General features: G+C 70.3%; 13 protein-coding genes. 9 read left to right on the top strand and 4 right to left on the bottom strand.

Annotated features, from left to right (window positions below):
* Positions 1 to 72: 72 nt before the first annotated feature.
* The gene (locus CWT12_RS04155; RefSeq protein ID WP_161923821.1) at positions 73 to 849 is read left to right on the top strand and encodes a helix-turn-helix transcriptional regulator; all 777 of its coding nucleotides are present in this window, start codon (positions 73 to 75) and stop codon (positions 847 to 849) included.
* On the opposite strand, the gene CWT12_RS04150 is transcribed toward CWT12_RS04155, so the two are convergent.
* The gene (locus CWT12_RS04150) at positions 839 to 2338 is read right to left on the bottom strand and encodes a multicopper oxidase domain-containing protein (protein ID WP_161923820.1); all 1500 of its coding nucleotides are present in this window, start codon (positions 2336 to 2338) and stop codon (positions 839 to 841) included. The two genes, CWT12_RS04155 and CWT12_RS04150, sit on opposite strands and share 11 nt — an antisense overlap.
* Positions 2335 to 3600, bottom strand: a complete 1266-nt coding sequence (locus CWT12_RS04145) for a hypothetical protein (RefSeq protein WP_237564304.1) — start codon at positions 3598 to 3600, stop codon at positions 2335 to 2337. Before CWT12_RS04145 ends, CWT12_RS04150 begins: the two co-directional genes overlap by 4 nt.
* 281 nt (positions 3601 to 3881) lie before the next feature.
* Between CWT12_RS04145 and CWT12_RS04140 the strand changes: the two genes are divergently transcribed.
* The 3 genes from CWT12_RS04140 to CWT12_RS04130 are packed head-to-tail and all read left to right on the top strand — an operon-like array spanning position 3882 to position 5612.
* Positions 3882 to 4184 (top strand): DUF2249 domain-containing protein, encoded by a 303-nt coding sequence (locus CWT12_RS04140; protein ID WP_161923819.1) that lies wholly within the window; start codon positions 3882 to 3884, stop codon positions 4182 to 4184.
* 14 nt (positions 4185 to 4198) lie between these two features.
* Positions 4199 to 5287 (top strand): GTP 3',8-cyclase MoaA, encoded by a 1089-nt coding sequence (moaA, locus tag CWT12_RS04135; protein WP_161923818.1) that lies wholly within the window; start codon positions 4199 to 4201, stop codon positions 5285 to 5287.
* 34 nt (positions 5288 to 5321) lie between these two features.
* A complete protein-coding gene (locus tag CWT12_RS04130) occupies positions 5322 to 5612 on the top strand; it encodes a MoaD/ThiS family protein (protein ID WP_161923817.1) in 291 nt (96 codons plus the stop codon).
* A gap of 69 nt (positions 5613 to 5681) precedes the next feature.
* Here CWT12_RS04130 and CWT12_RS13815 read toward each other — a convergent pair whose 3' ends face one another.
* Positions 5682 to 6119 (bottom strand): molybdenum cofactor biosynthesis protein MoaE, encoded by a 438-nt coding sequence (locus CWT12_RS13815; RefSeq protein WP_442862552.1) that lies wholly within the window; start codon positions 6117 to 6119, stop codon positions 5682 to 5684.
* A 335-nt stretch (positions 6120 to 6454) separates the two neighbouring features.
* Here CWT12_RS13815 and CWT12_RS04120 point away from each other — a divergent pair, with 335 nt between their 5' ends.
* From CWT12_RS04120 to CWT12_RS04105, 4 genes are all read left to right on the top strand, one after another.
* Complete coding sequence (locus CWT12_RS04120; protein WP_161923815.1) at positions 6455 to 7810, top strand: molybdopterin molybdotransferase MoeA; 1356 nt, start codon at positions 6455 to 6457, stop codon at positions 7808 to 7810.
* Between the two features lie 225 nt (positions 7811 to 8035).
* Positions 8036 to 8488, top strand: a complete 453-nt coding sequence (gene moaC / locus CWT12_RS04115; RefSeq protein WP_237564369.1) for a cyclic pyranopterin monophosphate synthase MoaC — start codon at positions 8036 to 8038, stop codon at positions 8486 to 8488.
* A complete protein-coding gene (mobA, locus tag CWT12_RS04110; protein ID WP_237564303.1) occupies positions 8485 to 9177 on the top strand; it encodes a molybdenum cofactor guanylyltransferase in 693 nt (230 codons plus the stop codon). Before moaC ends, mobA begins: the two co-directional genes overlap by 4 nt.
* Before the next feature lie 190 nt (positions 9178 to 9367).
* Positions 9368 to 10516 (top strand): hypothetical protein, encoded by a 1149-nt coding sequence (locus tag CWT12_RS04105; RefSeq protein WP_161923813.1) that lies wholly within the window; start codon positions 9368 to 9370, stop codon positions 10514 to 10516.
* Positions 10517 to 10715: 199 nt separating this feature from the next.
* Here CWT12_RS04105 and CWT12_RS04100 read toward each other — a convergent pair whose 3' ends face one another.
* A complete protein-coding gene (locus tag CWT12_RS04100; protein WP_161925283.1) occupies positions 10716 to 11276 on the bottom strand; it encodes a MogA/MoaB family molybdenum cofactor biosynthesis protein in 561 nt (186 codons plus the stop codon).
* 337 nt (positions 11277 to 11613) lie between these two features.
* Here CWT12_RS04100 and CWT12_RS04095 point away from each other — a divergent pair, with 337 nt between their 5' ends.
* Positions 11614 to 12942 carry an MFS transporter gene (locus tag CWT12_RS04095; RefSeq protein ID WP_161923812.1) on the top strand — a complete coding sequence of 443 codons (1329 nt, stop codon included), beginning with the start codon at positions 11614 to 11616 and terminating at the stop codon, positions 12940 to 12942.
* Positions 12943 to 12950 lie beyond the last annotated feature (8 nt).

Below are 12950 nucleotides of genomic sequence, written 5' to 3'. Positions count from 1 at the left end.
GGACGGGATACGCGCCACGTTCGGCAAGTCGTTTGCCCACGCGGCGGCCCGAACAGACGTTAGCCTATGCATATGTCCGTCCCCTCGGTCCCAGCGGCGCCCCTTCCCCGTCCCGCCTGGGCAGATCTGTCAGTGCGGGCCGAGCTGTCCCAAGCGCGTCGTCGGGTACTCGAGGAGATTGAGCACGCCTCGCACCCGCTGACCGCAGCGCATGTGGCCCGCACCCTGAATCTGCACCACAACACGGTTCGCGAGCACCTGGACGCCCTGGTGGAGGCGGGCCTCGTGAACGCATCCACCAACCCCACCGGGCGTCGCGGACGCCCCGCCCTGCAGTACGCTCCCGCCGGCCCAGACCCGGCGCGAGTGGCCGGGTCCTACCTGGCCCTGCTGGACGCCGTTATCGACCAACTCGGGGACGGCGAGCAGGCGCGGGAACGCGCCAAGGCAATCGGCCGCCGCTGGGCACAGCTGACTCCCGCCGATCCGGCGAGCCCAGTCCCGCAGGCGGGGCGCCCCGAGACGCAGCTGACGGCCCTGGCGCAGCACCTGTCACTTATGGGCTTCGCCCCCGACTTCGACGGCGAGCAGCTAGTGCTCAAGGCCTGCCCCCTGGTGACCTCCTCGCGCCCGCCCCACCCACTGGTGTGCGTCATGCACGAGAGCTTCCTCAACGAGCGCTACGCCCGCTGCCGGGCAGGCGCCGAGTCCGAGGCCGCGCCCCGGGCAAAGGGTGCCGCCGCCCACCTCACGCTGTCCCCGCTGCGCCCCGACGGCTGCCACGTATCGTTCGCAGCCCACGGAGGTCCCTCCTGCGGACACACCGGAGACCACACGCTCAAGCGGTAACCCTCAGATACCCCATGGCGCCCTTCTCCATATCGGCGAAGGCGTGGCTGACGAGCGTGTAGGTACCCGGGGCGGGGGGAACGCATTCGACGAATCCGCCCTGTGCGGGCTGAAGCCCCAGTGCCTGCCCGCCACCGGACCAGGCGGCACCGATCTCCTCGGGTCCTCCGAGTGTCCAGGCCCCCTCGCTGAAGACCTGGTCGAACTGTAACCCGACGGCGTGAAACGCCGTCGGCAGCGAAGGCCCTGCATCCAGCACCCAAATGCGCACCCGCTCCCCCGGAGCCGCCACGAGCGGCCGGTCGCGGTACTGGAAGGCGGTGCCGTTGAAGGCCAGCAGATCGGGGGTCTTGGTGCTCACCTTGTCCGCGTCGGTCTCGCCTCCCTCGGGGCCGAGGTAGATCTCCGACTGGATCAGCAGGTACTCGCGGTCGACCTCGGCGAGCCCGGGCGGGTCAATGATGACGGCGCCATACATGCCGGAAGCCAGGTGCACACTCATCGGTGCGGTGGAGCAGTGGTACAACCAGATTCCGGAGCGCTGCGCCTCGAACTCGTAGACGAGGGACTCACCGGGGCCGACGGAGCGCATCACCTCATCCGGCGGGACCACGCCGGCGTGGAAGTCGATGGAGTGGCTCATGGAGCCGTCGTTGACCAGGGTGATACGGAAGGTGTCACCGACTTTTCCGCGCAGCACCGGGCCGGGCACCTGCCCGTTGTACGTCATGCGCCGCTGGGTGACACCGCCGCCCACGTACATGCTCTGCTCGGTGACGGTGAAGGTGTGCTCGTGGACGGTGACCGGCTCGGCCGGTGCCAGGGCGGCATCGAAGGCGGCCACGTCGTCGGGCAGGGTGGCGGCATAGTCGGGGACGGCCCCGCGAGCCGCGGAGGCAGCCGACGGAGACGAGGTGCTCCGCCCCGAGGCAGTGACCTGCAGGACCATGCCCTGGGCGCGGTGCCCGGCGATGGAGCACCAGCCCTCCAGCGGGCCTGTGACCACGCCGGCCTCAAGGCTGCCGCGCTCCCCCGCAGCCACCCGCCCGGTGGAGGCGGTGGTGCCGTCAGCGAGCCGGAGCACCAAGTCGTGGACCTGGTCGCCGGTGTTGTCCAGCGTGACCTCCAGCCGGTCGCCTACGGGAACCTCCACTGTGTCAGGCACGAAGCGCATACCCTCGACACCCACGGTCACGCGCGTGGTCCGGCCGGTGGCCGCAACGGAGTCATCGCGCCGCCGGCTCGCCCCGCCTTCCCGCCAGACGGCAGCGGCTGCGCCTGCCGCCACGGTGCCGCCGACCGTCAGCAGGCCTACAAGCGCCCCGCGGCGATCCAGGCGCGTCGCGCCCGGGTCCGCACTGCCTGCCCGGAGGCGCCCGCCCCGGCCGACAGCGGGGGCGGTGCCGGCGGTGACGGCCGCCCGGTCCGCTCTTGACCCGGCGTTCCCGGCGCGGTCCTCCCGGCTGTAAGCGTCACTAACGTTACTCATGCGTCCTCCTGCGTGCTGCGCCGGTTCCCGTCCAGTCCGACGGCGGGATTCTTGGTCGGGCGTGATTCAGCGCCACTCACACGGCCGCCTTCCGTACGTCGGTAAGCAGCCCGCCGCACGCTCAGGACGATCCCCACCGGCACGTAGGCAACCGTGAGCCCCGCCGCCACGCCTCCGGCTAGCCGCACGCTCCACGGCAGCGACTCCGCGACCGCCGCTAGGAGGCACAGGTTCGCCGTCGTCACTCGCCAGGCGGCGCCACGGTCCATGAGCGCATTGGCTGCGCGTGCGGCTGCCGGTCCGCCGCCCAGCATGACCGGGGTCAGGTAGCTCAGGGCGGCAGCCACGATCTGCAGGGCGAGTCCTCCGCCCAAGGCAAGGCGGGCGTCGTGTATGACATCGCGGGCGGCGGCTACGTCAGCGGCCAGGGTGACACCGGTGCCGATGAAGCCCGCACAGGCCAGCAGCCAGCCGACGGCGGCCGCCGCGCTCATGGTGGCAAAGGAGGTGGGCCTAACACGCCGTGCCGTCACCGTTGCCGGCAGGATCACGGTAAGGGCGCCGACGAGGTACACGGCCACGCCAATGCCCGCCGCCGGGCGCCACAGGCCCGCGCAGCCGGTGGTGGCGGTGCCGACCACGAGCGCCGGCAGGCCCCGGCTGGCCAGGCGGGCCGCCGTCGGCTCCATCCTGGTGCGCAGCATGGTCGGCCACAGTACCGTGAGCGTGCCCAGCACGGTGATGCCCACAAAGCCCAGCAGCATGGTGGTGGTGTGGGCGAGGTAGAGGACGTCGGCCAGATGAAGCTCGCCGCGACCGTCCGCCCAGTGGACCAGGTACCCCAGCGCCGCGCCCGCGGCCAGGGCCGTCAAGGCGGCGAGATAGTGAAAGGTCAACGGCGCCATCGCGGGGGCGAGCGCACGCCGGTACTGCACACCGAGCGCCACCACGCCGACTGCGGCCGCGGCCACCACCACGCTCACGCCCGCCAGGGCCACCGCGGTACGGCCGGCAGCGATGCCGACCAGCACCGCAATGGCGCCGAGGCTGTGGGCGTATAGGCGCGCGTCCAGCAGGGCCGCGCCGCCGAGGGCGGGGCGGTGCAGCAGGGTGTCGGCGAAGTGGGCCGACCACACGGTGATGGCCGAGCCGACGCCGCCGAGCAGCAAGGCATGCAGCGGTAGCCAGGTGCCCCATGCCGCCAGCGGCCCGCCGATGACGCCTACCGCGAGTGCGGCCGTAGCAAGGAACCAGGCCAGCACTACGCCATTGCGCCGGATCTGGGTACTACGCCGACGGTTTCGGCGGGACGCCCCACCCGGTCCGGAGCGAGCCTGCCGCCCGTCTCCTAGGCGGCTATCGGTGCCACCGGCTAAGGCCACCTTGTTTTCCACGTGGCACACCGTAATAAAATGTATGGGCTCCCGGCAATCGGTCGTGCCGCGCGCGGTTCCGGGAGCGCGACCGAAGTCCGCGCGCACACCGTGGCCTAAGGCGCAAAGGCGTCTGCCAGCACGATTGAAGAACTAATCAGGAGGTATCCGTGAGCGAAGACCCAAAGCTGATCCCGATCCAGGAGACCCACTCCCACAGCAGCTGCGGCTGCGGGGCAGTGGAGGCCGAGCGCATGTGCCTGGACGTGCGCCCCATCCCCCACCGGCTGCGTCATCCGGCGGTCCTCGGCGCGGTCTCCTCCCTGGGAGTGGGTGAGGGCTTCGACCTGCTCGCACCACATGTGCCCACACCGCTGCTGGCGCAGATCGACCAGCTGCCCATGGCCGTCAAGCACACGCTGCTGGAGGCGGAGAACGGCTTCGCCCGCGTGGAGATCGTACGCGTCGGCTGACTACCATCCCCCGCATGAGCGCGCCGCCCGTCACCCTCGCGCCCGAAGCCGTCCCCACACAGTTGGTGGACCGTTTCGGGCGCACCGTGCGCGATCTGAGGATTTCGGTGACCGACCGCTGCAATCTGCGCTGTACCTACTGCATGCCGGCACACGGCCTGCAGTGGCTGCCCTCCCCGCAGCTGCTCAGCGCGGCCGAGATCGCCCGCCTGGCCCGCCTGGCCGTGGAGCGACTGGGGGTGGAGCGAATTCGGCTGACCGGCGGGGAGCCGCTGCTGCGCCGGGATCTGGAGGAGATCGTCGCGGCGGTGTCCACCCTGCGTACGCGCCGCACCGGTACCAAACCGGACATCGGCCTGACCACCAACGGCCTGGGCCTGGACAAGCGGGCCGCCGGCCTGCGGGCGGCTGGCCTGGACAGGGTCAACGTCTCCATCGATGCCCTCGCTCCGGAGCAGTACGCGGCGGTGACCCGCCGGGACCGGCTGGAGGACGTGCTGCGCGGCGTCGCCGGGGCGCAGGCGGCCGGACTGGACCCGATCAAGGTCAACGCGGTGGCTCTGCCTGCGGATCTCGCCGAGCGTGCCCCGCAGTTGCTGGCGCAGTGCCTGCGGCGCGGGTGGAGGCTGCGGTTCATCGAGCACATGCCACTGGGTCCACGTGGTTCCTGGCGTGCCGAGGACGTTGTTGACGCGGCTCACGTGCTTGACGTGCTGAAGCGGGCCGGCTTCTCCCTCACCCCCCTGGGCCGTCCAGACCGGCGTCCGGCAGCGCTTTGGGAAGTTGCCGCGGGGGTCGGTCCGGACGGGCAGGAGTACCCGGCTGGGCAGGTAGGAGTGATCGCCTCGGTGACCGCGCCCTTCTGCACCGACTGTGACCGCACCCGGCTGACGGCCGACGGCCGCCTGCTTTCCTGCCTGTTCTCGAGCACGGAGACCGATTTGCGCGGCCCCATGCGCGCCGGGGCCGACGACGAGGAGCTGATACGCATCTGGGCGGCCGCCACGTGGGCCAAGCCCCGCGCGCACGGCTCCGATGATCCGCAGGCAGGTGACAGCGGATTCACGCTGCCCGCCCGTACGATGTCAGCGATCGGCGGTTGACCCGGCCAACGCCGCAAGCAGCAACAACAAGGAGATGAGCTTGTCCAACGCCTCCGCGAGCACTGTCGGCACCATTGCCATTGAGGTGCACTACTTCGCCGCCGCCGCGCAGGCGGCGGGGCGTACCGAGGAACGGCTGGAGCTGCCCCCAGGCACAACGCTGGCGGGCCTGCGAGAACTACTTGCCGGGCGCGGACTGGAGATGGCCAAGGTAATCGGCGTGTCCAGCTACCTGGTCAATTCCCTCTCCGCTCCGGCCGACTCACTGTCCGAGCTACACGACCGTGACCGGGTCGACGTGCTGCCGCCCTTCGCGGGTGGCTGACTGCAGCCTCGCCGGCGGGGGTTAGCCCACCTCGCTTCCTCAGTCGGCGCATAGGGCAGGCCCCACCCCTCAGGGCAGATTGGACCAAGCGCTAGAGCCGTCGGAGAAGATCTGCTGCTTCCAGACGGGCAGCCGGGCCTTGACCTCCTCGACGATGTCGTGCACCGCTCCGAAGGCGGCAGCGCGGTGATCGGCACTGACCGCCACGGCGAGCGCGGTCTCCCCCACGGCAAGCTCGCCCACGCGGTGCGCGACCGCGAGCGCGCGCAGTCCCTCCCGGTCGGCGATCTCAGTGGCGATTGCCGTAATCACCTCGTTCGCGCTGGGGTGGGCCGAGTAGCGGATAGCCCTCACCCCACGCCCGCCGTCATGGTTACGTACCCTGCCGTCAAAGGTGGCCACGGCTCCGGCGGCCGGATCCGCCACTGCGGCTGCAAGCCGGGCGGTGTCGAGCGGGTCAGAGGTGATCCCAGTGCCCGCGACCCGGGCAGGACGGGACGTCGACACCCTCGCCGCGGCCCCGGCGCCGGAGGCGGCAGAGCGCTCTGGGGTCGGATTGGTATGGATCTCCTGGGACACCTTCTTCTCCTCTTCGCTGTCACTCGCGTCGCCGGCCCTGCCCGCCGCTCCCCTGGCATTTCCCCTGGCATTGCGGCGGCGAGAACGGCTCCTGTGGAGGTTACAGGCCCTACGGGTCGGCGCAGTCCTGCCCCGCCGCGCAGACAGGGCATGATGTTCCGGTCGGGGCATCGCCTCCGCCCGACGCGTCGGCGCCCGCACCTGGCAACCCCGCCCCATAGCCCGGACCCACAACTGCACGCTCACGCCTCAAGGATCTTGTCATGACCGAACCCATGCTGCCGCCCGATGAATACCTCGCCCGGGTGCTCGCCGCACTGACGCCGCCGACCCCGGTCGAGGTACCGCTGGGGCGGGCCCACGGCCTGGTCCTGGCCGAGGACGTGCGGGCCGCAGTACCGGTGCCGCCCTGGACGAACTCGGCCATGGACGGCTACGTCGTGCGCGCCGCGGACGTCGCCGGGGCCGCGACCGCCCCCGTTGCCCTGCCGGTGGCGGGCGACGTGCCGGCGGGGACGGTGCCCGGGCCGCTGACCGCTAGGACGGCCCAGCGGATCATGACCGGCGCCATGCTGCCCGAGGGCGCAGACGCGGTGGTCAGGGTGGAGGACACCGACCAGGCGCCGGGCGCGGGTCCGCTGCCGGCCCGCGTAGAGGTGCGCGCCGCCGTCGTCCCGGGGGATAACGTGCGACGTGCCGGTGAGGACGTGGGCGTGGGCGACCAGGTGCTGCGGGCGGGCACCGTGCTCAAGGCGACCGCGGTGTCGGCCGCCGCCTCCGTGGGCCGGTCGACGGTGCGCGTGGTGCCGCGGCCGCGCGTCGGCGTCGTGGTCACCGGGGCGGAGTTGGCTGATGCGGGGCGTGACCTGGCCGCCGGCACCATCCCGGACTCCAACAGCCTGCTGCTGGCGGGGCTGGTGGCCGAGCACGGTGCCCGGCTCGGCACCGTCTCCCGTGCCGCCGACACTCCCGCGGCGCTGGCCGCTACCCTGCGCGCGGCGGCCGCCGACGCCGATCTGCTGGTCACCTCCGGGGGCGTTTCGGTGGGGGCCTTCGACCCATTCACCGCCCTGGCCGCGGCCCGCGGGCAGGCAGACGGCCCCGCCGGGGACCACGTCGAACTGGCTACGGTCAAGGTGGCGATGCAGCCGGGCAAGCCGCAGGGCTACGGCACCGTGCGCGCGCAGGATGGGCGCCGGGTGCCGGTGATCGGTTTGCCCGGGAACCCGGTGAGCGTACTGGTGTCCTTCACGACGATCGTCGCCCCCGCCCTGGCGCGCCTGGCCGGGCACGAGTTGAACGTCTCCCGGGACGGCGGCGCGCCGATGGCGACAGCCCGTGCCGCCGTCGGCTGGCACAGCCCGCGGGGGCGCCGCCAGCATGTGCCGGTGCGCTTCGTTGCGCCGCCGCAGCAGCGGCCCGCGGGCGTGGAGAACGGCGACGTCTGGGTGGCGCCGTCGCACCGGCTGGGATCGGGGTCCCACCTGGTCGCCTCGCTGCCCGCCGCACAGGCGTTGGCGGTTGTGGAGGCCGATGCCGATGGCGTAGACGTCGGTGACCAGTTGCGCCTGCTCGCGCTGTCGGCGCCCGCCGGGCCGCTGCCGCACCCGGCCCAGTAACCGCGTGCCCCTGCACAAAACCGCCTGATTCCAACCGTGCCGAGGAGACCCATGCACCTGTTCCGCCGCAAGCCCGCCCCTGTCCGGGCGCAGACGTCCACCACCGCCGACGACGCCGCGGCCCCTACCGCGCCTCCCGAGCCCGCTGCGGGTGCCGCGCCCGGCGGAGCGGCGGACGGCCAGCCCATCCGCCTGACGCACCTGGACGACTCCGGGGCCGCCCGCATGGTCGACGTATCCGCCAAGCAGCCCACCGTCCGCACGGCCACCGCGACCGCCTTCGTGGCTTGCTCCCCCGCGATCATCACGGCTCTGCGCGAAGACGCCGTCCCCAAGGGCGACGCGCTGGCGGTGGCGCGCATCGCCGGGATCGCAGCCGCCAAGCGGGTTCCGGAACTACTGCCGCTGGCGCATGTGATCGGGGTGCACGCCTGCGCTGTGGACCTGCGCATTGAGGAGGATGGCGTGCGCATCCAGACGCTGGTGCGCACCGCCGACCGCACGGGTGTGGAGATGGAGGCGCTGACCGCGGCCACGGTCGCTGGACTCGCGCTGGTGGACATGGTCAAGGGCGTGGACCGGACCGTGGCGCTGCGCGAGGCGAAGGTGCTGTCAAAGTCCGGGGGCCGCTCCGGCGACTGGGTGCGTTCGGAGGACGCCGGGCAGGAGAACAGGTGACGGAGAGGGGACGGCTGGATGTTGTCGTGCTCGCCGGCGGGACAGGGCGACGCCTGGGAGGGGCGTTGAAACCGGACGTGATGGTTCGCGGTGCCCGCCTGCTCGACCATGTGCTGGGCGGGGTTGAACGCGTGCGCGAGCAACTGCCGTCAGGTCAAGTGGTTGTGGTGGCGCCGCCGGCGGTGGCGGTGCCGACCGGAGTTCTGCGGGCCCTGGAGGAGCCGCCGCTGGGCGGGCCGGTGGCGGGAATCGCGGCCGGGCTGGCGCGGCTCGCCGCCGTCGAGCAGGCAGCGGCAAGCGATCCGTCCGGGCCGACGGGCGCCGTCGTCGACGAGCACTTTAGCGCCGTCGTCACCTGTGATGCTCCGGATTCCTGGCGGGCCCTGCCGCTGCTGCGGGAGGCGCTGGAGGGACGTGCCGGAGCCGACGGCGCCTGCGCGGTCGACGGTGATCATGTCCAGTACCTACTGGGCGTGTACCGGACCGCCGCGCTGGTGGGGCGTGTGGCACCCGGGGGCGCGGCGCTGCGCGATGTCGCGGTGCGGCAGGTGCTGGGCGGGATGGATCTGGTTCGGGTAGACCTGTCCGCACGGGGAGAGGCCCTCGCCCGCGCCGCGCGCGACCTGGACACCTGGGAGGACATCCGCACCTACTCCTCCTCCCCTCCCCGCCGAGACCGGCACTCGTAACACACCGAAACCGGCACCAGTAACGTGCCGAAACCGGCACCAGTAACGTGCCGAAACCGGCACCAGTAACGTGCCGAGGAAGCCGCACCGCCGCCCACAGACACGTTTCAAGACATCCTCAAAAATACCTATCCACAGGGCGCGCGGAGATAGATGGCGTTAATAGGCACATCTAGTGCACGCTTCCGTCATGAGCAATGGCGCCACCCCCACCAACGAGTCCCCCGTGATCCCTACCACACTCATTCGTCGCTCCATTGTCGGGCGAAACCTACTGGAGAGCGAAGTCCGCTCCGGGCAGCTCACCCAGATTCGACGCGACGCGTACATCCATCTCCCTCCCGACGCCGCAGCCTGGGAACGACAGACCGCGATGCACGCCGTGATGCTGGAAACGGTGCGCACTGACGAACTCAGCGGTGTGGTAGTTCTGGAAAGCGCCGTACTGATGCACGGAGGAAATACCTGGCACGCCCCGGACGCGTTGCACCTCGCAGTTCCCTTTCATGTCCACGGACTACGTCGTCCGCCGACACGCCGCGACCCTACGCGTCCACCCAGCCGCGATCTGAGCCCGCTCGACCGTCGACGCGCTCTCGCCAGCCGCGCGCTCCATCGTCACCATTTCCAGATTCCTGACACCGACGTCATCACTATCGATGGAATACGTGTGACCGGACTCGAACGAACCATCGAGGACTGCGCCCGGTACCTCCAACCGGATGCTGCCCTGGTGGCCGTCGACTCCTTGATGGCGATCGCCACCGGAGCTCTAACTCCCCCTACTGACACGAAACAGCCGGGGTACCGCACCATCAACCGTCCCTGGGATCGCGCCGCCGAGATCAACCGGGAAGCGAGTATGCTGCGAACGCGAATCATGGATCGGTTGAGTCGTCGCCGCGGCGAACGCGGGGTGCGGAGGGCCAGGGCCGTCATTGAAGCCGCCACTCCCTGGAGCCAATCGCCCTATGAGACAGAGCTGCGCAGAATCTGCCTGGCGAATGGACTCACAGCACCGACTCCACAGATGCCGCTGCACACCGAGACAACCACCTTCTTCGCAGATCTCGGCTGGCAGAGCCTGCGGAGAGCGGCGGAAGTGGATGGGCTGATAAAGCTACGTCACGATCCGGACGCCGTCCGCGCCCGCCAAGCCGCACGCGATGACGCCTTCATCGATCAGGGGTTCGAAATCGCGCATTTCTCGCCAGACGAGGTGCGCGATACCGATCGAGCGCTAGAAAGGCTCCGCGCCCTGCTGCCCCGCACCGCATGCGAGAGCCGCCCGGTCAGTGGGCTTCGAACCAAACGCGAGCGCACGCGCGCCGCGGAATGATTGTCAGGCAGCCCATGCAGTTCTCCCGCCATGTGCAGTCGGCCGCCCGGATCGCGCACCTCAAACGCACAGGTCATTAGTGCCGCTCTCGGCACGTCACAAGTGCCGGTCTCGGCACGTCACAGGTGCCGGTCTCGGTGTGTTACTGGTGCCGGTCTCGGCGGGGCGGGGCGGGGCAGGGACAGGAGGGGTGGGGCGGTCAGTGGTCGCCGCCGCCGAGCTGCTCCAGGACGTGCGGAACCAGGGGCCCCACCACGGCGATGGTGTCCTTGACTCCTCCGCGCGAGCCGGGCGCGTTGACCACCAGCACGCCGTCGGCGTCGCGACCGGTGACCCCCACGAGCCCGCGGGAGAGACTTGACAGTGGAGTCTGGGTCAACCCATAGGCGCGGACCTGCGCCTCGACGCCCTCCAAGCGCACCGCCAGCAGTGGGGCGGTGGCCTCCGGGGTCAGGTCACGCGGGGTGACGCCGGTGCCGCCGGCAGTCAGCACCACGCGCGCACCGGCAGCAATGGCCTCCTCAATGGCGGCGCGCACCGGTTCCACCCCGTCGGGCACCACCTTCACGGCGTCGACCAAGACGTCGTGCTTTCGCAGCAGCCGCGCGGCCAGGGGACCGGAGACATCCTCCCGCTCACCGCTCACGCAACGGTCGGAGACGGTAATCACGGCGCCCTTGACAGGTGCGGGCAGCGGATGCAGCCCCTTTTGAGGCACGGGAGCATCTGCGGGGGCGGCTGAGGCCGACGCCGTGGGCATGCCGGAGGAAGTGGGCGCTGTCTGCTGACTCATGCCGGACACGGTAGCCCGAGAACCCGGCCAAAACCCCTTCGACCAGCACGGATACTCCCACACCCGCCTCGCACCGGATGCCTATTAGCTCACATCAGACTTGCTTATTACGGTCCTCTCCGGAAAAAACATGAGGTCGGAGAACCGCGAAATCAAGCCAGCCACGACCCCGACGAATGAGGAACGCCCAGTTCAGGCGATCATGTCCTGACCGCGCAGGCAGGGACGCCCCGCCCACGCGCAAACCGGTTCACCCGGAACAGCTCACGGTTACTCACCCCCTACCCACAGGAGTTACAGCACCATGAGTCAGCTCGATACCTCCGGCCGCGTCCTGACCGGTTGGAACCCGGAGGAGCCGGACGGCTGGTCGGCGTCCATCGCCTGGCGCACCCTGGCCATCACCACCTTCTCCCTCATGCTCGGCTTCACGGTGTGGTTCCTGCCCAGCGCCGTCGCCCCGCGCCTGAACGAGATCGGCTTCGAGCTGACCACGAACCAGATCTACTGGATCACCTCCATGCCGGGCCTGTCCTGCGCGGGGCTGCGCCTGATCTACATGTTCCTCCCCGCGACCATCGGCTCGCGCAAGATGATCGGCTGGTCCTCCCTGCTGTACGTCCTACCGATGCTCGGCTGGTTCTTCGCCGTGCAGAACCCCGCCACCTCCTTCGCCACCCTGCTGGCGCTGTCCTTCACCTGCGGCATCGGTGCCGCCACGTTCTCCGGCTACATGCCCTCCACCGGCTTCTTCTTCCCCAAGCGCCTGTCCGGCACGGCGCTGGGCCTGCAGGGCGGACTGGGCAACATGGGCATGAGCGTCATCCAGCTGGCCGCCCCGTTCCTGATGAGCACGAGCCTGCTCGGGCTCACCTGGGTGGCCCCCTACGCCGACGGCGCCCCGCGGGTCTTCAACGCCACCGTCTTCTTCCTGCCGTGGTCCCTGATCGCCGCCGCCCTGGCCTTCGCCTACATCAAGGACGTGCCGGTCAAGGCCAATATCAGCCAGCAACTGGACATCTTCGGCAACATCGACACCTGGCTGATGACGGTCCTGTACATCATGACCTTCGGCATCTTCTCCGGCTTCGCCGCGCAGACCGCCAACATCATCAACAACAACTACGGCGCCTCCTCCCCGCTGGCCCAGACACTGGCCGCCGCCGAGCTGCCCAAGGGCGCCTCCTACGCCTTCATCGGCACACTGCTGGGATCCTTCCTGCGCTTCGCCTGGGGTCCCCTGTGCGACCGCTTCGGCGGCGCCATCTGGACCTTCGTTTCCGCCGTCGGCATGGCCGTCACCATGACCTTCTGCGGCTGGCAGGTCGCCACCGCCGACGACGCCGGCGACTTCCCCGTATTCATGATCGGCCTGCTGGCCATGTTCTTCTTCGCCGGGGTGGGCAACGCCTCCACCTTCAAGCAGATGCCCATGATCATGCCCAAGCGCCAGGCGGGCGGGGCGATCGGCTTCACCGCCGCCGTGGCCGCACTCGGGCCGTTCCTGGTCGGCATCGCCCTGACTCTGATGTCCACCTCCACATTCTTCTACGGCTGCGCCGTCTTCTGCGTGGTGTGCGCCGTCATCTGCTGGATCCGCTACGCCCGACCCTCCGCCAAGCGGCCCGGCTGACACTCCCG

This window comes from Actinomyces sp. 432 (genome assembly GCF_009930875.1).
Classification (GTDB): Bacteria; Actinomycetota; Actinomycetes; order Actinomycetales; family Actinomycetaceae; genus Actinomyces.
The sequence above is the reverse complement of the archived record's forward strand: the minus strand, read 5'-3'. Positions and strand labels throughout refer to the sequence as shown.